The 19,534-nt window shown below is 70.5% G+C and carries 22 protein-coding genes; 16 read left to right on the top strand and 6 right to left on the bottom strand.

The genetic code is table 11. The annotated features are described in order from the left end of the window. Positions 1 to 21 precede the first annotated feature (21 nt). The 14 genes from AB0937_RS27380 (at position 22) to AB0937_RS27315 (ending at position 10,950) form a co-directional block, all read left to right on the top strand. Positions 22 to 594 carry a GNAT family N-acetyltransferase gene (locus AB0937_RS27380; protein WP_366715049.1) on the top strand — a complete coding sequence of 191 codons (573 nt, stop codon included), beginning with the start codon at positions 22 to 24 and terminating at the stop codon, positions 592 to 594. Positions 595 to 719: 125 nt separating this feature from the next. After that, positions 720 to 803: a putative leader peptide gene (locus tag AB0937_RS27375; protein WP_311241247.1), complete on the top strand. Its 84-nt coding sequence runs from the start codon at positions 720 to 722 to the stop codon at positions 801 to 803. A gap of 129 nt (positions 804 to 932) precedes the next feature. Next, on the top strand, positions 933 to 2,630 hold the full coding sequence (locus AB0937_RS27370) for a nitrite/sulfite reductase (protein ID WP_366715047.1): 1,698 nt from the start codon (positions 933 to 935) through the stop codon (positions 2,628 to 2,630). Next, complete coding sequence (locus AB0937_RS27365; protein WP_366715045.1) at positions 2,627 to 2,815, top strand: hypothetical protein; 189 nt, start codon at positions 2,627 to 2,629, stop codon at positions 2,813 to 2,815. Before AB0937_RS27370 ends, AB0937_RS27365 begins: the two co-directional genes overlap by 4 nt. Next, positions 2,812 to 3,522, top strand: a complete 711-nt coding sequence (locus AB0937_RS27360) for a phosphoadenylyl-sulfate reductase (RefSeq protein WP_366715043.1) — start codon at positions 2,812 to 2,814, stop codon at positions 3,520 to 3,522. Before AB0937_RS27365 ends, AB0937_RS27360 begins: the two co-directional genes overlap by 4 nt. Before the next feature lie 23 nt (positions 3,523 to 3,545). Continuing rightward, a complete protein-coding gene (gene cysC, locus AB0937_RS27355; protein ID WP_366715041.1) occupies positions 3,546 to 4,082 on the top strand; it encodes an adenylyl-sulfate kinase in 537 nt (178 codons plus the stop codon). Continuing rightward, positions 4,079 to 5,017: a sulfate adenylyltransferase subunit CysD gene (gene cysD, locus AB0937_RS27350; protein WP_366715039.1), complete on the top strand. Its 939-nt coding sequence runs from the start codon at positions 4,079 to 4,081 to the stop codon at positions 5,015 to 5,017. Before cysC ends, cysD begins: the two co-directional genes overlap by 4 nt. 2 nt (positions 5,018 to 5,019) lie before the next feature. Further along, positions 5,020 to 6,354 (top strand): GTP-binding protein, encoded by a 1,335-nt coding sequence (locus AB0937_RS27345; RefSeq protein WP_366715037.1) that lies wholly within the window; start codon positions 5,020 to 5,022, stop codon positions 6,352 to 6,354. 223 nt (positions 6,355 to 6,577) lie between these two features. Then, on the top strand, positions 6,578 to 7,681 hold the full coding sequence (locus AB0937_RS27340) for an aliphatic sulfonate ABC transporter substrate-binding protein (RefSeq protein ID WP_366715035.1): 1,104 nt from the start codon (positions 6,578 to 6,580) through the stop codon (positions 7,679 to 7,681). Between the two features lie 49 nt (positions 7,682 to 7,730). Beyond that, a complete protein-coding gene (locus AB0937_RS27335) occupies positions 7,731 to 8,519 on the top strand; it encodes an ABC transporter ATP-binding protein (RefSeq protein ID WP_366715033.1) in 789 nt (262 codons plus the stop codon). Next, positions 8,506 to 9,402, top strand: coding sequence for an ABC transporter permease (locus AB0937_RS27330; RefSeq protein ID WP_366715031.1), 897 nt, complete (start codon positions 8,506 to 8,508; stop codon positions 9,400 to 9,402). The genes AB0937_RS27335 and AB0937_RS27330 overlap by 14 nt, the downstream gene beginning before the upstream one ends. A gap of 5 nt (positions 9,403 to 9,407) precedes the next feature. Continuing rightward, a complete protein-coding gene (locus AB0937_RS27325; protein ID WP_366715029.1) occupies positions 9,408 to 10,148 on the top strand; it encodes a sirohydrochlorin chelatase in 741 nt (246 codons plus the stop codon). A 266-nt stretch (positions 10,149 to 10,414) separates the two neighbouring features. After that, complete coding sequence (locus AB0937_RS27320) at positions 10,415 to 10,750, top strand: hypothetical protein (protein ID WP_366715027.1); 336 nt, start codon at positions 10,415 to 10,417, stop codon at positions 10,748 to 10,750. Between the two features lie 44 nt (positions 10,751 to 10,794). Next, the gene (locus AB0937_RS27315; protein WP_366715025.1) at positions 10,795 to 10,950 is read left to right on the top strand and encodes a hypothetical protein; all 156 of its coding nucleotides are present in this window, start codon (positions 10,795 to 10,797) and stop codon (positions 10,948 to 10,950) included. 3 nt (positions 10,951 to 10,953) lie between these two features. Here the strand turns inward: AB0937_RS27315 and AB0937_RS27310 are convergent, their stop codons facing one another. The 3 genes from AB0937_RS27310 to AB0937_RS27300 form a co-directional block, all read right to left on the bottom strand. Continuing rightward, positions 10,954 to 11,781, bottom strand: a complete 828-nt coding sequence (locus AB0937_RS27310; protein ID WP_366715023.1) for a GvpL/GvpF family gas vesicle protein — start codon at positions 11,779 to 11,781, stop codon at positions 10,954 to 10,956. Between the two features lie 203 nt (positions 11,782 to 11,984). Beyond that, complete coding sequence (locus AB0937_RS27305; protein ID WP_366715021.1) at positions 11,985 to 12,359, bottom strand: nuclear transport factor 2 family protein; 375 nt, start codon at positions 12,357 to 12,359, stop codon at positions 11,985 to 11,987. Beyond that, the gene (locus AB0937_RS27300; protein WP_366715019.1) at positions 12,352 to 12,900 is read right to left on the bottom strand and encodes a DUF1697 domain-containing protein; all 549 of its coding nucleotides are present in this window, start codon (positions 12,898 to 12,900) and stop codon (positions 12,352 to 12,354) included. The genes AB0937_RS27305 and AB0937_RS27300 overlap by 8 nt, the downstream gene beginning before the upstream one ends. 340 nt (positions 12,901 to 13,240) lie before the next feature. Between AB0937_RS27300 and AB0937_RS27295 the strand changes: the two genes are divergently transcribed. Next, on the top strand, positions 13,241 to 15,493 hold the full coding sequence (locus AB0937_RS27295) for an MMPL family transporter (RefSeq protein WP_366715017.1): 2,253 nt from the start codon (positions 13,241 to 13,243) through the stop codon (positions 15,491 to 15,493). 116 nt (positions 15,494 to 15,609) lie between these two features. Here the strand turns inward: AB0937_RS27295 and AB0937_RS27290 are convergent, their stop codons facing one another. The 3 genes from AB0937_RS27290 to AB0937_RS27280 all read right to left on the bottom strand — a co-directional run bounded on the left by AB0937_RS27290 (position 15,610) and on the right by AB0937_RS27280 (position 18,360). Continuing rightward, positions 15,610 to 17,466: a caspase family protein gene (locus AB0937_RS27290; protein ID WP_366715015.1), complete on the bottom strand. Its 1,857-nt coding sequence runs from the start codon at positions 17,464 to 17,466 to the stop codon at positions 15,610 to 15,612. After that, the gene (locus AB0937_RS27285; protein ID WP_366715013.1) at positions 17,463 to 17,855 is read right to left on the bottom strand and encodes a hypothetical protein; all 393 of its coding nucleotides are present in this window, start codon (positions 17,853 to 17,855) and stop codon (positions 17,463 to 17,465) included. Before AB0937_RS27285 ends, AB0937_RS27290 begins: the two co-directional genes overlap by 4 nt. Positions 17,856 to 18,042: 187 nt before the next feature. Next, positions 18,043 to 18,360, bottom strand: coding sequence for a hypothetical protein (locus AB0937_RS27280; protein ID WP_366715011.1), 318 nt, complete (start codon positions 18,358 to 18,360; stop codon positions 18,043 to 18,045). Positions 18,361 to 18,560: 200 nt separating this feature from the next. Here AB0937_RS27280 and AB0937_RS27275 point away from each other — a divergent pair, with 200 nt between their 5' ends. Continuing rightward, the gene (locus tag AB0937_RS27275) at positions 18,561 to 19,511 is read left to right on the top strand and encodes a zinc metalloprotease (RefSeq protein ID WP_366715009.1); all 951 of its coding nucleotides are present in this window, start codon (positions 18,561 to 18,563) and stop codon (positions 19,509 to 19,511) included. Positions 19,512 to 19,534 lie beyond the last annotated feature (23 nt).

The raw sequence follows: 19,534 nt of genomic DNA, 5'->3' as shown, positions 1-19,534 counted from the left end.
TCGGATGATTTTCTGACCCGTATGACCACCATCGCCGTGACCACCTGGTCCCTGGAGCAGACCGCGCCGACCGACCTGCTGGCGGCGGACACGCCGGACGGGGACGTCCGGGTCGTCCGCTCCGAGGTGCCCTCGCCCGAGTTCAGCCGGTTCCTGTACGCGTCGGTGGGCGGCGACATCCGCTGGACGGACCGGCTCGGCTGGTCCTACGCGCAGTGGGTGGAGCACCTCCAGCGGCCCGGCGTGGAGACGTGGGTGGCGTACGACCGGGGCACGCCCGCGGGGTACGTGGAGCTGGAGGCGCAGGACGACGCCGTCGTGGAGATCGTCTACTTCGGGCTGCTGCCCGCCTTCCGCGGCCGGCGCATCGGCGGGCACCTGCTGTCGTACGGCACGGCCCGGGCCTGGGACCTCGCGGACCGCTGGGCGGGACTGACCCCGACCAAGCGGGTCTGGCTGCACACCTGCAGCAAGGACGGCGAGCACGCGATGGACAACTACCGGCGGCGGGGCTTCAAGCTGTTCGACACCAAGGTCGAGGAGGAGGCGGAGGTCGCCGCTCCGGGACCATGGCCTGGGGCGTTCCCCGTCTGACCTGGACGGACACCTCGGGGACGCCGATGTGACCAACGCCACCCCTGTCTTGCCCTGCGAGACAAGGGTGTCCGCATCTTGGACGAAGCTGGACTGTGTCCAGATCGCCGTGACACGCTTCCGTCATGTCTGGAACTGGAATTGCCTTGGTGAGTCGGCGGCACGTCGACCTCGGCCGCATGTCCAGCGCCATCTGTCCGGCGCACTGAGCGTACTCAGCCCGCGCCCGACATCTTCCTTTCCTGCCTCACCCCTGCGCAATGACGCGCCCTATGCCCATGCGCACGCATGCGCAGGTCAGAGCCGCATTTTCGCCTGTCCCGAAGGACGTATCAACCATGGCCGCCACCCCGCAGAACCCTGCTGCCGCGACTCCCCGCCGCAAGGTGAGCCGTCACCGCGGTGAGGGTCAGTGGGCCGTGGGGCACCACACCCCACTGAACGGCAACGAGCAGTTCAAGAAGGACGACGACGGTCTCAATGTGCGGACACGCATTGAGACGATCTACTCCAAGCGGGGCTTCGACTCCATCGACCCCAACGACCTGCGCGGCCGCATGCGCTGGTGGGGTCTGTACACCCAGCGCAAGCCCGGCATCGACGGCGGCAAGACGGCCGTCCTGGAGCCGGAGGAGCTGGACGACGAGTACTTCATGCTGCGCGTCCGGATCGACGGCGGGGCGCTGACCACGCAGCAGTTGCGGGTCATCGGCGAGATCTCGCAGGAGTTCGCGCGTGGCACCGCCGACATCACGGACCGGCAGAACGTCCAGTACCACTGGATCCGGATCGAGGACGTGCCCGAGATCTGGAACCGGCTGGAGGGCGTGGGCCTGTCCACCGTCACCGCCTGCGGTGACACCCCGCGTGTGATGATCGGCTCGCCGGTGGCGGGCATCGCCGAGGACGAGATCATCGACGCCACCCCGGCCCTGGAGGAGATGAAGCGCCGGGTCCTGAACAACCCGGCGTACTCGAACCTCCCCCGGAAGTTCAAGACGGCCATCTCGGGTTCGCCGCTGCTGGACGTGGTCCACGAGATCAACGACGTCGCGTTCGTCGGTGTGAAGCACCCCGAGCACGGCCCGGGCTTCGACGTGTGGGTCGGCGGCGGCCTGTCCACCAACCCCAAGCTGGGCGTACGGCTCGGGACCTGGGTGTCGATCGACGACGTACCGGACGTGTACGAGGGCGTCATCTCGATCTTCCGCGACTACGGCTACCGCCGGCTGCGCAACCGCGCCCGCCTGAAGTTCCTCGTCGCCGACTGGGGCGCGGAGAAGTTCCGGCAGGTCCTGGAGGACGAGTACCTGAAGCGCAAGCTCACCGACGGCCCGGCCCCCGAGCAGCCGTCGCAGCAGTGGCGCGACCACATCGGTGTGCACCGGCAGAAGGACGGCCGCTTCTACGTCGGCTTCGCACCGCGCGTGGGACGCGTCGACGGCGCGACGCTCACGAAGATCGCCGACCTCGCCGAGGCCCACGGTTCGGGCCGGGTGCGCACCACCGTCGAGCAGAAGATGATCGTCCTCGATGTCGAGCAGGACCGGGTCGACTCGCTGGTGGAAGGACTGGAGGCCCTCGACCTGACGGCCCGGCCCTCCTCGTTCCGGCGCGGCACCATGGCCTGCACCGGCATCGAGTTCTGCAAGCTCGCCATCGTCGAGACCAAGCAGCGCGGAGCGCAGCTGATCGACGAACTGGAGCGCCGGCTGCCGGACTTCGACGAGCCGCTCACCATCAACCTCAACGGCTGCCCGAACGCCTGCGCCCGTATCCAGGTCGCGGACATCGGTCTCAAGGGCCAGCTCATGCTCGACGACCAGGGCGAGCAGGTCGAGGGCTACCAGGTGCACCTGGGCGGCGCACTGGGCCTGGAAGCCGGCTTCGGCCGCAAGGTGCGCGGTCTGAAGGTCACCTCCGACGAACTGCCGGACTACATCGAGCGCGTCCTGAAGCGATTCCAGGCCGAGCGCGAGGACGGCGAGCGGTTCGCCTCCTGGGCGGCGCGGGCCGGTGAGGAGGCGCTGTCGTGAGCGAGCGCGCCGCCCCGTTCTACTGCCCCTACTGCGGCGACGAGGACCTGCGTCCGAGCGAGGCCGCCGACGGCAGGCACGGCGCGTGGGAATGCGCGGCGTGCAGCCGGGCCTTCTCGCTGAAGTTCCTCGGGCTGCTGGCCCAGGGGCTGAAGCGATCCGATTCCGGAGGGGCACAGATATGACGACCGTTCAGGACGAGCGCACCGCCGAGGACCTGAAGAAGCTCGCCGAGCAGGCGGGCCGCGACCTGGAGGACGCCTCCGCGCTGGAGATCCTCACGTGGGCGGCCGAGACGTTCGGCAAGCGCTTCTGCGTCACCTCGTCGATGGAGGACGCGGTGGTCGCCCACCTCGCCTCCCGGGCGATGCCCGGCGTCGACGTGGTCTTCCTCGACACCGGGTACCACTTCGAGGAGACCATCGGCACCCGTGACGCGGTCGACGCCGTGATGGACGTCAACGTCATCACCCTGACCCCGCGCCAGACGGTCGCCGAGCAGGACGCCGAGTACGGCCCGAAGCTGCACGACCGCAACCCCGACCTGTGCTGCAAGCTGCGCAAGGTGCAGCCGCTGGAAGAGGGCCTGAAGGACTACCGGGCCTGGGCGACCGGACTGCGCCGCGACGAGTCCCCGACCCGGGCGAACACCCCGGTGGTCGGCTGGGACGAGAAGCGCCAGAAGGTCAAGATCTCCCCCATCGCCCGCTGGACCCAGGACGACGTGGACGCCTACGTCACCGAACACGGGGTGCTCACCAACCCGCTGCTGATGGACGGCTACGCCTCCGTCGGCTGTGCGCCCTGCACCCGGCGGGTCCTGGAGGGCGAGGACGCGCGCGCCGGCCGCTGGGCGGGCCGCAGCAAGACCGAGTGCGGGCTGCACGGATGACGACGACGATTCAGGAGAGTGACGTGACGACCGGAGCCACCGTCTGGCTCACGGGTCTGCCGAGCGCCGGCAAGACCACGATCGCCCACGAACTGGCCGGCCGCCTCCGCGAGGAGGGCCACCGGGTCGAGGTGCTCGACGGCGACGAGATCCGCGAGTTCATCTCGGCGGGCCTCGGCTTCAGCCGCGAGGACCGGCACACCAACGTGCAGCGCATCGGCTTCGTCGCCGAACTGCTCGCCCGCAACGGCGTGCTGGCCCTCGTCCCGGTCATCGCGCCGTACCAGGACAGCCGCGAGGCGGTGCGCAAGCGCCACCAGGCGAACCGCACCGCGTACGTGGAGGTGCACGTGGCCACTCCGGTCGAGGTGTGCAGCGAGCGGGACGTGAAGGGCCTGTACGCCAAGCAGGCCGCGGGCGAGCTCACGGGGCTCACCGGCGTCGACGACCCGTACGAGGCGCCCGAGTCGCCCGACCTGCGCATCGAGTCGCAGAACCAGACCGTGCAGGAGTCCGCGGCGTCCGTGTACGCCCTGCTCAGCGAAAGGGGACTGGCATGACGACGACCGTCGCCACCGTTTCCGAGGGGACCGAAAGCCCGTACGCGCTCTCCCACCTCGACGCCCTCGAGTCCGAGGCGGTGCACATCTTCCGTGAGGTGGCGGGCGAGTTCGAGCGGCCGGTGATCCTGTTCTCCGGCGGCAAGGACTCCATCGTCATGCTGCACCTGGCGCTGAAGGCCTTCCGGCCGGCGTCGGTGCCGTTCTCGCTGCTGCACGTGGACACGGGGCACAACTTCCCCGAGGTCCTCGACTACCGCGACCGCACGGTGGCCAAGCACGGGCTGCGGCTGCACGTCGCCTCGGTGCAGGACTACATCGACCGCGGCGTCCTCAAGGAGCGCCCGGACGGCACCCGCAACCCGCTGCAGACGCTGCCGCTGACCGAGAAGATCCAGGCGGAGAGGTTCGACGCCGTCTTCGGCGGCGGCCGCCGCGACGAGGAGAAGGCCCGGGCCAAGGAGCGGGTGTTCTCCCTGCGTGACGAGTTCTCCCAGTGGGACCCGCGCCGGCAGCGCCCGGAGCTGTGGAACCTGTACAACGGGCGGCACGCGCCCGGCGAGCACGTCCGCGTCTTCCCGCTGTCCAACTGGACCGAGCTGGACGTGTGGCAGTACATCGCCCGCGAGGGTATCGAACTGCCGGAGATCTACTACGCGCACGAGCGCGAGGTGTTCTCCCGCAGCGGCATGTGGCTGACCGCCGGCGAGTGGGGCGGGCCGAAGGACGGCGAGACCGTCGAGAAGCGCCTGGTGCGCTACCGGACCGTGGGTGACATGTCCTGCACCGGCGCGGTGGACTCCGACGCCGACACCATCGAGAAGGTGATCGTGGAGATCGCCGCCTCCCGGCTCACCGAGCGCGGCGCCACCCGCGCCGACGACAAGATGTCCGAGGCCGCGATGGAAGACCGCAAGCGCGAGGGGTACTTCTAGAGATGAGCACCATCACCACCGAGGAACTCGCGGAAACGACGCTTCTGCGGTTCGCCACCGCCGGTTCCGTCGACGACGGCAAGTCCACCCTCGTCGGGCGGCTGCTGCACGACTCCAAGTCGGTCCTCACCGACCAGCTGGAGGCCGTGGAGCGCGTCTCCGCGAGCCGCGGCCAGGAGGCGCCGGACCTCGCGCTGCTCACCGACGGTCTGCGGGCCGAGCGGGAGCAGGGCATCACCATCGACGTGGCCTACCGCTACTTCGCCACTCCCCTGCGGCGGTTCATCCTCGCCGACACCCCCGGCCACGTGCAGTACACGCGGAACATGGTCACCGGCGCCTCGACCGCCGAGCTGACGGTGATCCTGGTCGACGCCCGCAACGGCGTGGTCGAGCAGACCCGCCGGCACGCGGCCATCGCCGCCCTGCTGCGCGTGCCGCACGTGGTCCTCGCCGTCAACAAGATGGACCTGGTCGGCTACGAGGAGAAGGTGTTCGCCGCCATCGCCGAGGAGTTCACGGCGTACGCGACCGAACTGGGCGTCCCTGAGGTCACCGCGATCCCGATCTCGGCGCTCGTCGGCGACAACGTGGTGGAGCCTTCCGCGAACATGGACTGGTACGGCGGCCCGACCGTGCTGGAGCACCTGGAGACGGTGCCGGTCAGCCACGACCTGAGCCACTGCCACGCCCGGCTGCCCGTGCAGTACGTGATCCGGCCCCAGGGCCCGGACCACCCGGACTACCGGGGTTACGCCGGCCAGATCGCGGCGGGTTCCTTCCGCGTCGGCGAGTCCGTCACGGTGCTGCCGTCGGGCCGCGCCTCGAAGATCTCCGGCATCGACCTGCTGGGCGAGCCGGTCGACGTGGCGTGGACGACGCAGTCGGTCACCCTCCTGCTGGAGGACGACATCGACATCTCGCGGGGCGACCTGATCGTGCCGAGCAAGGACGCGCCCGCGACCACGCAGGACATCGAGGCGACGGTCTGCCATGTCGCCGACGCCCCGCTGACGGTGGGCCACCGGGTGCTCCTCAAGCACGGCACCCGCACGGTCAAGGCGATCGTCAAGGACATCCCGTCCCGCCTCACGCTCGACGACCTGTCCCTGCACCCGCACCCGGGACAGCTCGTCGCCAACGACATCGGCCGGGTGAAGGTCCGCACCGCCGAGCCGCTGCCGGTCGACTCCTACGCCGACTCGCGCCGCACCGGCTCGTTCATCCTGATCGACCCGAACGACGGCACCACCCTCACCGCCGGCATGGTCGGCGAGTCCTTCGCGGCCCCCGAGCCGGTCAAGGACGAGTCCGAGGACGACGGGTGGGACTTCTGACGTGAACTCCCCCGATTTCTACTCCACGTTCGCGAAGGAGGGCGGCCGCGTCGGCAGCGGTGCTCTCGGCAGCGGGCAGGGCGGGGTGGCGCGATGTGTGCGCTGACGTACGCGCACTGCCTGCGCGCCCTCACCCCCCACCGCCGTAGACGAAAACCTGCCGACCTCCCGGCCACGACCTGAAAGACCGTGACCGCCGGGCCTGGCGAGAGGACCACCTCCCGTGCCTGCTTCATCCGCTCTGCGCCGCGGTTTCGCGGTCATCGCCGCACTTCCCCTGCTCACGCCGGCCGCCTGCGGCTACGGCTCCGAGGCCAAGGACGACGGCGCCGCCAAGGTCGCCGCCGGGGCGAAGAAGATCGAGGGCCTCGACACCGTCAAGATCGGCTACTTCGGCAACCTCACCCACGGCACCGCTCTGGTGGGCATGCAGAAGGGCATCTTCCAGAAGGCCCTCGGCGCCACCAAGGTCGAGCCGGCCGTCTTCAACGCCGGCCCCTCGGAGATCGAGGCGCTCAACTCCAAGTCCATCGACATCGGCTGGATCGGCCCCTCCCCCGCCATCAACGGCTACACCAAGTCCGCCGGCAAGAACCTGCGCATCATCGGCGGTTCGGCGTCCGGCGGCGTGAAGCTCGTGGTCAACCCGGACAAGATCAAGTCGCTGAAGGACGTCGAGGGCAAGCGGATCGCGACCCCGCAGCTCGGCAACACGCAGGACGTGGCGTTCCTCAACTGGGCCGCGGAGCAGGGCTGGAAGGTCGACCCGCAGAGCGGCAAGGGTGACGTCACCGTCGTCCGCAGCGACAACAAGGTCACCCCTGACGCCTACAAGTCCGGGTCGATCGACGGCGCCTGGGTGCCTGAGCCGACCGCGTCGAAGCTGGTCGCCGAGGGCGGCAAGGTGCTGCTCGACGAGTCGACGCTGTGGCCGGACAAGAAGTTCGTGATCACGAACATCATCGTGCGTCAGGACTTCCTCAAGGAGCACCCGAAGGTCGTCGAGGCCGTGCTCAAGGGCTCGGTCGAGACCAACAAGTGGATCAACTCCAACCCGGACGCGGCGAAGGAAGCGGCGAACAAGCTGCTGGAGCAGGAAACCGGCAAGGCGCTGCCCGCCGACGTGCTGGACCCGGCGTGGAAGTCGATCCGGTTCACCGACGACCCGCTGGCGTCCACCCTCAACACCGAGGCGGAGCACGCGGTGAAGGCGGGCCTGCTGGAGAAGCCGGACCTCAAGGGCATCTACGACCTCGCGCCGCTGAACAAGGTCCTCAAGGCCGAGGGCGAGCCCGCGGTCGGCGACGCCGGTCTCGGCGTGAAGTAAGCCCGCGCCCCGAAGCCGCATTGTGAAGAGTTCCCAGGAGGTGACGACCATGGCCACGACCCTCGCCAAGGCCGCCGACGGCACCGAGTCGGCCACGCACGCCGCCCGGATCGACCACGTGTCGAAGTCGTTCGCGGGCCCCGCCGGGCAGCAGCTCGTCCTGGACGACATCACCCTCGATGTCGCGCCCGGAGAGTTCGTCACCCTCCTGGGGGCCTCGGGCTGCGGCAAGTCCACGCTGCTCAACCTGGTGGCGGGCCTGGACCGCCCCAGCGCCGGCGAGATCAGCACCGACGGCCGTCCGGCGCTGATGTTCCAGGAGCACGCGCTGTTCCCGTGGCTGACCGCGGGCAAGAACATCGAACTCGCCCTGAAGCTGCGGGGCGTGCCGAAGGCCGAGCGCCGGGAGCGGGCCGCGGAACTGCTCGAACTGGTCCGGCTGAAGGGCGCGTACGGCAAGCGGGTGCACGAGCTGTCGGGCGGCATGCGCCAGCGCGTCGCCCTGGCCCGTGCGCTCGCGCAGGAGAGCAAGCTGCTGCTGATGGACGAGCCGTTCGCGGCGCTGGACGCCATCACGCGGGACGTGCTGCACGACGAGCTGACCCGCATCTGGCGGGAGACGCAGGTGTCCGTCCTGTTCGTCACGCACAACGTGCGCGAGGCGGTGCGGCTCGCGCAGCGCGTGGTGCTGCTCTCGTCCCGTCCGGGGCGGATCGCGCGTGAGTGGACGGTCGGCATCCCGCATCCGCGCCGCATCGAGGACACCGCCGTGGCGGAGCTGTCCGTCGAGATCACCGAAGAACTGCGTGGGGAGATCCGCCGTCATGGCCAGCACTGATTCGACGACCGTAGCCAAGGACGGCAACGATCTCGCCGGGCTGGAGGCGGGCCTCGACGCGTTGGAGACGCGGCAGACGGGCCGCACCCCGTTCCGGCAGACCTTCACCGAGAAGATCCTGCCGCCCGTCCTCGCCGTGGCGCTGGTGCTGGCGGCCTGGCAGGCGCTCGTCTCGTTCAAGGTCGTCGACGACCCGACGAAGCTGCCCGCGCCGTCCGCGGTGTGGGACGTCGTCCAGACCGCGTGGCTCCAGGGCGAGTTGCTGGGCTACATCTGGACCAGCGTCTCGCGCGGTCTGCTCGGGTTCCTCTTCGCCCTGCTGATCGGCACGCCGCTGGGCCTGATCGTGGCCCGGGTGAAGTTCATCCGTGCGGCGATCGGACCGATCCTGTCGGGTCTGCAGTCCCTGCCGTCGGTCGCCTGGGTGCCGCCGGCGGTGATCTGGCTGGGTCTGAACAACTCGATGATGTACGCGGTGATCCTGCTCGGCGCGGTTCCCTCGATCGCCAACGGTCTGGTGTCGGGCGTCGACCAGGTGCCCCCGCTGTTCCTGCGCGCGGGCCGCACGCTCGGCGCCACGGGCCTGAAGGGCACCTGGCACATCGTCCTGCCCGCCGCCCTGCCCGGTTACGTGGCGGGTCTGAAGCAGGGCTGGGCCTTCTCCTGGCGTTCGCTGATGGCCGCCGAGATCATCGCGTCCTTCCCCGACCTCGGCGTCGGCCTCGGCCAGTTGCTGGAGAACGGCCGCAACGCCAGCGACATGGCCATGGTGTTCGAGGCCATCCTGCTGATTCTGATCGTCGGCATCGCCATCGACCTGCTGATCTTCAGCCCGCTGGAGCGGTGGGTGCTGCGCAGCCGCGGTCTGCTGGTGAAGAACTGAGTCCCATGACCAACAAGCCCGTCCTCCTCGTCATCGCCCACGGCAGCCGCGACCCGCGGCATGCCGCGACGGTGCACGCCCTGGTACGCCGGGTGCGCGCGACGCGCCCCGACGTACGGGTGGAGACGGGCTTCCTGGACTTCAACGTCCCCTCGGTACAGGGGGTCCTGGAGTCCCTGGCGGTGCAGGGCGTCCGCGACGTCGTCGCCCTGCCCCTCCTCCTCACCCGGGCGTTCCACGCGAAGGCGGACATCCCCGCGGTCCTCGCGGACGCGCCGCCGCAGCTGCGCATCCACCAGGCGGACGTCCTCGGCCCCTCCCCCCTGCTCATGGCGGCGCTGGAACGGCGCCTGTACGAGGCGGGTCTGACCCCCGCCGACAAGTCCTCGACCGGCGTCGTCCTGGCCTCGGCGGGGTCCACCGACCCGGAGGCGATCGCAGTGATCGCAGAAATCGCGCGGGAGTGGCGGCACACCGGCTGGTGCGCCGTGCGGCCTGCGTTCGCCTCCGCATCCCTTCCCCGCACGGAGGACGCCGTCCGCGAACTGCGCGCTCTCGGCTGCTCCCGGGTGGCGGTCGCCCCGTACGTCCTGGCCCCCGGCTTCCTCCCGGACCGCATCGCCCGGGGCGCGGCCGAGGCGGATGTCCTGGCGGACGTCCTGGGGGCGGCGCCGGAGGTGGCGCGGGTGGTGCTTCAGCGGTACGAGGCGGCCCGGATGCCGCTGCCCTCCGCCGTGAGCGCCTGACGACTTCCCCGCTCCCGCGAACGTCCGGTCTCCTGAGCCGCCGTCCCGGGCATCGCGATCGGCCGTGTGTCCGGCGGGTGATCGGGTGGCGTCGGAGAGCGACGCTGACCTCTCGTCCCGGCGCCGCTCCGAACCCGGCGCCCGGGGAGGCCGATTGGACAGCGAGACGCGGCAGCCCGCAGCTCCCGAGGTCACCTGCTGTCGATCGGTGTGGGCAGCTTCGACGACGGCTCCGACATGGAGGAACTCGGTTTCGCCCGGCGCGCATGAGCGAGCTGGAGGAGGCCTTCGACCGGCTCGGCGCCAAGGTCGGCACCGCGCTCGATCCGACGGAGATCGAGGTGGAGGCGCTCCTGCGCGAGCAGCTCGTCGACCGTCTCCCGGCCTCCGGGGTCGTGGTCGTCCATCTCATCGGGCACGGCAGGATCGACCGGGGTCACCGGCTGTCCGTCGTCGCACGCGACAACCGCGAGGTGGACGTCGACCGGTGGATCGAGAAGGCACAGCAGGAGGTCGAGCGCGGCGGCATGCGCCACCGTGTCGTCTTCCTGGTCGGCACCTGCTCGGCGGGTTCACGAACTCGCGGACGAGCACGAAGCTAAAGGCCGTACGGCAGTGGGTGAACGCCGCCGATGTCGGGGGCTTCGTGGCCGTTCCCAAGGGAGAACTGGCCCGGGTCTTCCCGGGTGTCGAGGGACTGCCGGACATCAGCATCGCGCCCGCATGGCCGCACGGCGTGCACGACTACCTGCGCCACCGCTCCGTGTCCGAGACGATCACGGCGGTGATGCGGCCGGGGTGACCCTCACGCCGCCGGTTCCTCGTGGGGTTCCGGCTGGAGGGCGAAGGAGTACGGGGCCCAGGGGCCGCTGATCTCCACGCGGAGGCCGGGGATGCCTTCCGCGGTCGCGAGGATGCCGGTGCGGAAGGCGCGGACGCGGTCGGCCGGGACGAGGTAGGCGTCGTTGCCGATGTTGGTGCCGGGGGCCGAGCCCGCCAGGCTGCCGCGTTCGGGGGTGTGGCTGACGCGGCCCACGGCGAGCGTGCCGGCCGTCTCGGTGAGGTGGGCGGCGGCCTGCACGACCGTGCGCCAGGCCTCCTCGTTCCTGCGTTGTCTGCGGCGGCGGATGACCTGGTAGGCACGGCCGACTCCGAGGCCCGTGACCGGGTCCGGGGCGGGCTCCGCGGCGGCGCCGGGCGGGGTGATGTCCGGGGCGGCGTAGATCTTGACGCCGAGTTCGACATGGCCCGTGAGGCGGTCGAGCAGGGAGAGGAAGTAGCCACGGCGGGTGTCCAGGGCCTGGCGGGCACGGTCCTCGTCGCGGTAGACGGTGGCCAGGCGCAGCGGCAGCACGGGGGCGCCGGAAGCCACCAGGGCGGCCACCACGGCGTGGTGGGAGCGGACCGTGGTCTCCAGCCAGTCGACGTCGTGGAGATGCGCCTGGAGGGGGATGTCGTCGTAGTCCCCGGGCGGGACGTGGCCGACGGCAAAGGCGAGCTGAGGGGCGGTGACCGCAGGAGCGACCAGGTGGATCGGTTCTCCGGCGACGCCGCGCAGGTGCACAGCTGCCGCCGCGGCTTCGGGGGTGCGGCGCAGGACCGCGTAGGCGTAGACGAGGTTCGTGTCACTCATGACTGCGGGCTCCTGTCGGTGACCGTGCGATTCCTCTCGCGAGACTCCGTTCTCGTGCCGTCCGTCCCTAGGTACGCAGGGGGCGTCGGTGGTGTTCACGTGACGGCGCGGCGGTTCGGCCCTTGCCCCGGGGGGCCCGACGTGCCGTTCGGCTCGACGGATGCGCCGCGGGGAGTCGGAGCCCGGTCCGGTTCGGCTCCGGGTCAGGTGTGCCGTTCGCTGAACGGGGTCGCCTGGTGGAACCAGAGCAGCCAGCGGCCCTCCGTGCGCCGCCACAGGGAACTGCGGTGTGCGCGGCTGCCGTCGTACTCCGTGTCGTATGTGAGGTGGACGAGGTCCGGGGCGAGCTGGACGCCGCGCAGGGCGGAGACGGCCACGGGGCGGGCCCCCTGCTCGGTGGTGGCGGCCAGGGAGGCGATGATGGCGGCCCGGCCCCAGTGCCGGCCGGACGCGCCGAACTCGTGGAACTCGGGGTGGAGCAGCGCCCCGACCCGCTCGGGCGAGCATCGGATCTCCGGGGTGAGCAGGGCGAGTTCGCCCTCCATCGCGGACTCGACGGCCGGGTTGTGGTCAGGCACCCGTCATCTCCACGAGCTTGACGACGGTGTTCCAGTTGCGGGTGGTGGCGATCACGCCCTTGTTGACGCGTGGCTTCGACAGGTGCTCGGCCAGCTTGGAGCGGCCCAGGCCGTTCGGGGCGTACAGGTACAGGGCCCGGTCGCCGAGGCGGAACTCCTCGGGGAGGTAGGCGTCCTGGTCGATCTCCGCGAAGCGGTCGGGGGTGACGGGGGCGGAGAAGTAGGTGACGTGGAGCTGCTTGGGCTCCAGGCCGGCGGCCGGGAAGGGGCAGGCGTCGGCGATCGCCCTGAGGTAGGCGTGGTCGCGCACGATCACGTCGACGCCGAAGCCGAAGCGCTGCTCGACGGCCTGCGCGATCTCGGCGGCCAGCGCATCCTCGCCGCCGCGGCCGGAGGTAAACACGGCTTGGCCGCTCTGCAGGTAGGTGCGGACGTCGTCGTGGCCGAGGTCCGTCAGGAGCGTGCGCAGGTCGGCCATGGGGACCTTCCTGCTGCCGCCCACGTTGATGCCGCGCAGCAGGGCCGCGTATGTCGTGGTCATCCGCACACGATAAGGCGGCCGTCGTGCCCCGTGGGGGTGGGCACGACGGCCGCTCCGGGCAGCTGCCCGGTCCCGTAAATTACTCACCGGTCGTTGCGTGGCACAACCGTCTGCTCAGGATCCACACACCCGGGGAGCCCGATTTGCCGGGCGATAGGTGTAAGGGACCACAGTCCCCCGGGGTCCTCCCCAGTGGGGAGAGGTGTCGCTCCATGGGGATGAGTTCCGGCCCCGTCACTTCACCGGACAGCACGACGAGATGGCTTTATCCGGCCCCTACCTTCAAAGCGGAAGGGGGCGGCAGGGGGCCGTCGCCGCATCACGAGGGGGCAAGCCCGTCATGGGGAACGGAGACATACGGGTGCGGGGTCTCGCCGCCCGGGCCGGCGGCTGGAGCGCCCGGCACCGATGGGCTGCCGTCGGTATCTGGGTGCTGTTCGTCGTCCTGGCGATGGGGCTCGGTTCGGCGGCCGGCCGGGTCGACGTCAAGGACAGCGACCAGCTGAAGGGCGAGACGCACACCGCCGCGCGGATCATCGAGGACGCCGGGATCGACGAGCCGGCCGGTGAGACGGTGCTGATCCAGGCCAGGGGCGGTGATCTGAAGGCGACGGACAGCGAGTTCCGGGACGCCGTCAACGCCGTCGTGCGAGCGGTCGAGGGGACCGGCCGGGTCACCGAGGTCACCTCGCCGTACGACACGAAGACGATCTCCAAGGACGGCCGCAGCGCGCTCGTGCAGTTCGACGTGCGCGGCGAGCCGGACACCGCCGGCGAGCGGATCGAGCCGGTACTGAAGGCCGTCGAGCGCGTTCAGCAGGAGCACGAGTCGCTGCGGATCGAGGAGATCGGCGGCGCCAGCATGATGAAGACCTTCGGCGACGCGTTCGGCGACGATTTCAAGAAGGCCGAGTACTCCGCGGTGCCGGTGGCGTTCGGCATCCTGCTCATCGCCTTCGGCGCGCTGGTCGCGGCGCTGCTGCCGGTGGCGCTGGCGATCACCGCGATCATGGCGACGATGGGTCTGATGGGCGTCGTCAGCCACTTCCAGCCGATGAGCGAGACGGCCAACTCCGTGATGCTGCTGGTCGGCATGGCGGTCGGTGTCGACTACTGCCTGTTCTACCTGCGCCGGGAGCGCGAGGAGCGCGAGGCAGGCCGGGACGCGCAGACGGCACTGCGGATCGCCGCGGCGACCAGTGGCCGGGCGATCGTCGTCTCGGGTGTCACGGTGTGCGTGGCCATGGCCGGCATGCTCTTCACGGGGCTCGCCGAGTTCGAGGCGATGGGCCTGGCCTCCCTGATGGTGGTGGCCGTGGCGATGGTGGGGTCGGTGACCGTGCTGCCCGCGCTGCTGTCGTTGCTGGGCGGGCGCGTCGAGAAGGGCCGCATTCCGTTCCTGCGGCGGCGTGCGCGGGCCGGTGGCGGTCAGGACAGCCGGTTCTGGACGGCCGTGCTGCGGCGGGTCCTCGCCAAGCCGGTGGTCGCCGTGGTCGTGGCGACCGGTGCGCTGCTGGCCGTCACGGCCCCCGCGCTCGGCATGAAGACCCAGCAGCTGACCCTGGACCAGGAGTTCGGCGACTCGCTGCCCATCGTGCAGACGTACAACCGGCTCAACGACGCCTTCCCGGGGGGTTCCGAGCCCGCCGAGGTGATCGTCAAGGCGCGCGACATCAACGCGCCGGAGGTGAAGTCCGCGCTCGCCGACTTCCGTGACCGGGCGGTCAGTTCGGGTGTCTCGCGCGGCCCGGTGGAGATCAAGCTGCACGACGCGCAGAACGTCGCCTTCGTCTACGTCCCGCTCGTCGGCGGCTCCGACCTGGACAAGGCGGGCGCGAGCCTGGACAAGCTGCGCGACGAGGTGCGGCCGGCGACGCTCGGCAGGGTCGACGGGGTGGAGGCGCCCATCACCGGGCAGGTGGCCGGTTCCCAGGACTTCAACGACCAGTTGGCCGGCGCCGTGGTCCCGGTGTTCGCGTTCGTCGTGGTCTTCGCCTTCGCGCTGATGCTGCTGTCGTTCCGCTCCCTGACCATCGCTGTCACGTCGATCGTGCTGAACCTGCTGTCGGTGGGCGCCGCGTACGGCATTCTCGTCGCCGTCTTCCAGCACGGCTGGGGCGCCTCCCTGGTGGGCGCGGAGGGCGTGGGCGCGATCATCACCTGGCTGCCGCTGTTCCTCTTCGTGATCCTGTTCGGCCTGTCGATGGACTACCACGTGTTCGTGGTGTCCCGGATCCGCGAGGCGCGGCTGCGGGGCATGACGACGAAGGACGCGATCCGGCACGGCGTGGTCACCACGGCCGGAGTGGTCACCAGTGCCGCGGTCATCATGGTCGCCGTGTTCGCGATCTTCGGGACGCTGTCCATGCAGTCCATGAAGCAGATGGGCGTCGGTCTGGCGGCCGCGGTGCTCATCGACGCGACGATCATCCGGGGCGTGCTGCTGCCGGCCGTGATGGCGCTGCTCGGGGAGCGCAACTGGTACCTGCCGGAGTGGCTGCACCGGCTGCCGGACCTCACGCACGACGAGACGCCGCAGGCGGTCGCGGAAGCGTCGGCGCGGGCCGGTGAGGGCGAGCCCCTCAAGGTCTGATCTCCGCAGTGCGAAGGGCCCGCCGGTTTCCGCGGAAACCGGCGGGCCCTTCCGGGTGCCTCGCGCCCGGCAGGTGTCCTGGAGCGCCGAACTGGTCGTGATGCGGCGGCAGCCGGTCACCATTCACCGCTGCCCACCAGGTAGGCGATGCCCGCGAGGACGCCCAGGATCAGCACCGGGATCGCCAGGCCCTTCGCGACCGCGGTCAGCGTGTGCGTACCGCTCACCGCCTGCCTCGTGTAGTGCTCGCTCCGTGCGTCCAGATCGTGCCGGGCGAACGCTCCGACGGCCAGCGCCACCGCACCGGTGATCAGAGACACGACGAGCGGTGTGAGCGCCCCCTGCCCGCGGAGGTTGTCCTCGACGTTGCCGGTCGCTCCCGCGTCGCCCCGCTCCACGAGGGCCACCACCGTCCTCTGGAGGCAGAGCACGAGTGTGGCGACCGCCGTGACGGCGAGGGCGAGGGCGGCGCCGGCCAGGGCGGGAGCACGTCGGGACGGGGGTGGCCGGTCAGCCTTCTCCTGGTGCACGGGGGGCCGGGACGGCTTCTGGGGCTGTGGACGGTGCGCAGGGCCCGGGGGCGGCTTCCTCGGCTGGGGCGGGACACGGGGCGGCTCGATGACCACGGTGTCCCGCTTGTCGGCCGGTCCGGACGCCGGCCTCGGGGAGCCGCCGGAGGGGCGGGGTGCGGGCACGCCGTGACCGGGACCCTGCGCCGGTGCCACCTCCGCCTCGACGTGGATCACCGCCTCGTCGGCCACGCCCTTCAGGACGACGTCGCCGGACAGGCGCCCCTCGGCGGCCGTGTCGACCCGGATCTCCAGACCGCTGCGGGTCGGATCGACCCGAAGCCACGGCTGCTGGGGCTGGGCCACGCAGTGACGGGCCAGCGGTGGGCCGTGCAGAGTCACGGACCGCTTCTGAGGGTCCGCGCTCCTGTGCACCGGGCCGAAGTCCAGGTGGTCCGGGGACGGCGCCAGGCGGATCTCGCTCAGGGCCTCGGACGCCAGGTCGGCGATCTGCTGGATGTCGGTGCGCGCGACGTCCTCCAAGTGCTGGCGCGCCCCTTCCGCCACGGGCAGCTCCGTGTGCCGCAGCCGTTTGCGCAACTCCAGCACGGCGCCCTGCCGGGTGAGGACCTCGTCGCTGTTCAGGGCGGCCTGCAAGGTGGGCGGCGAGGGAATGGCGACGATCTTGATACGGCCGCGTCGGCTGTGTGCCAGGTGCAGCTCCCCTTGCAGCTCCGCCGACTTCTTCGGCGTCTGGTGCGGGTTCTGCTCCCGGACGTGCCGGTAGACGTACTCGTACAGGTCGTCGAGAGAGACGTTCCCGTCCGCGTCGAGGTCGGCCTCGCCGGTCTCCAGGCCTTCGACCACCGCGTGCGTGAACACCGAAGGCCGGGCAGCGGAGTTCTCGGCGAGTTCGTTGCCCTCGAAGGAGTACTCCATGGAGTCGGAGGCGGTGATGACGGCCCAGCCCCGCCCGCTGACCGGCTCGTCCTTCGCGAACGACTCGAGGACGTTGACCTCTCCGGTGGCACGCACAGAGGCCGAGCCCCGGGAGAAGGCGCCGCCGTAGCAGCAGTCGAGGAACAGGACGCTGCGGCCCGCCCGGGTGGCGGACATGCAGCCACGGACGAACTGGGAGGCGACGGCGGTGGCGGCCAGCAGCGGGGGCTCGGTGTCGCTGGCGGCGAAGTACAGCTCGCCGGACTCGCTCTTGAGGCCGTGGCAGGAGAAGTGCAGCAGGAGGGTGTCGGCGCGGCGCCGGTCGTTGAAGAAGCCCTGGATGCGCCGGCGCATGACGTCGGCCGAGGCGTTGTGCACGACCTCCACCTCGAAGTCGCCGATCTGCGGGTCGTGCAGGACCCGCTCGAGAGCCGCGGCGTCCTGGGCGGGCGCCTTGAGCTTCTTGAGCCCCTGGTCGGCGTACCGGTCGTTGGCGATGATCAGCGCGTGTCTGGAGTCGTTCATGGCTCGGCTCCGGCCGGGGAATGGCGCGCGACGAAGATGCCGAACGCCTGGGCGACCTGGTCGTCGGTCGCCTCGGACACTTCCAGGACGTCGTCCCCCATCCGCAGGTGCACGGTCTGGCGGGTGTCGTGGCGACGGCCCATCCACGACCGGATCACGGTGATCACCTGGTTCAGGGCGGTCGCCGAGCTGCCCAGGGTCACCAGCAGGGCACCGATCTGGGTGACGTCCACGGCCCGGGCTCCGGGCGGGACCTCCCCGCCGGGGAGGGCGGTGACGTCGTCCACGTCGAGATCGAGCAGTTCCTCGCGCAGATAGCCGGTCAGCTCAGCGACGCGTTCGGCTTCCGCGTCCTCCTCGGTGAGGAGGATGTGCAGTTCGTTCTCCACCGGTTCACCCCTTCGTTCGTGCTCATAGGGGTGGCGCGGAGTCGGAGTGCCGGTGGGCTCCGCGTCATCACTTCCAGTCTCCGCCGCTCGGAGCGGCGGGACAAGTCGCGCGGAAGGGAATGAAATTGACGACTCAACCGCACGGTTACGCGTTCAACTTGCGAGGGCACCGGCTCGGCAGCGGGCACTACGTCAGCCGGCGCACCTGAAGCATCTGGTCGTCGCAGTGCACGATCTCCAGTTCCCGGTCCGCACGCGCACCCCCGAAGGTCAGGACGAGGTGACGGTCCGACACCAGCCGCCAGCGGCCGCGCACGGCGCCCGGGGCGTCGCCGCGGCCCAGCGGGTGGTCGACGACAGTGCCGTCGGGGACGAACTCCATGCCGCGGCGCCCCCGCGCGGGCGGGAAGGGGAAGTCCTCCGGCCGGTAGACCCGCACGTCCTCGTGGTCCTCCTCGCAGGAGTGGAACCAGGAGCGGAACAGGTCCGGTGAGGGCTCTCGCATGACCCGGCCCCCTCGCTCGCCCGACGGAATCCACACTGTCGTACTTACACCGAAGTGACTAGAATTATCAGTGTATGGGTTCGGAGGGAACGGGCAACCGACCGCTCCGCCCGGTGTCGCCCGGCCCTCGCGGCGCGTGTCAGACGCGCAGGTCCGCAGCCGCGTGCGCGGCACACCCCAGCCTCCCCGAGGGACACGCCATGTCCGATGCGCAGGCATTCCTTCGCGCCACTTCGCCCGAATTCAGCCGCTGGTGCGGCGCCATGGAGGTCCACCGCAGACTCCTCACCCTGAACCCGGAGTACGCCGAGAACCGGGCCCTGATCGAGAACACCGCGTTCGCCTACGAGTCGATGGATCAGGTCACCTCCCGGCAGGGCCTGATCGACATCCCCGTCGTCGTGCACGTCGTGCACAGCTCCCCCGAGCAGAACGTCAGCGACGCCCAGATCCACAGTCAGATCGACGTGCTCAACCGGGACTTCCGGGCGAGCAACCCGGACGTGAGCAAGGTGCCCGCGGTGTGGCAGGACCTGGTGGCCGACGCCCGCCTGCAGTTCCACCTCGCCCGGACCGACCCGCTGGGCCGCCCCACGGACGGCATCACACGCACCGAGAGCGCGGTCGGCGACTGGGACACCGACGATCTGGTCAAGTTCAGCCTGAGCGGGGGCCAGGACGCCTGGCCCGCGGACATCTACCTGAACCTCTGGGTCTGCCAGTTGCGCCGCGGGCTGCTGGGTTACGCCCAGTTCCCGGGCGGCGCCGCCTCCACGGACGGCGTGGTCGTCGCCCACACCGCCCTCGGGACCACCGGTACCGCGACGGCGCCCTTCGACGGCGGCCGCACGGCCGTGCACGAGATCGGGCACTGGCTGAACCTGCGGCACATCTGGGGCGACGACGACGAGGGCTGCAGCGGCAGCGACTTCGTCGCGGACACCCCCAACCAGGCCGGGGCGAACACCGGCGCACCCGCCTTCCCCCACATGACGTGCAGCAACGGGCCGGACGGCGACATGTTCATGAACTACATGGACTACACCGACGACGCCGCGATGTTCATGTTCACCAAGGGCCAGTCGGCGCGCATGGACGCCACGCTCGACAACGCACGCCTGACCCTCACGCGTCAGGCCGTCGCGGTGTGACGACGCCCTGACGCGACACGGCG

The sequence above is a fragment of the Streptomyces sp. NPDC047880 genome, from assembly GCF_040706515.1.
Taxonomy (GTDB): domain Bacteria; phylum Actinomycetota; class Actinomycetes; order Streptomycetales; family Streptomycetaceae; genus Streptomyces.
This window is presented reverse-complemented; position numbering and strand designations above follow the sequence as displayed.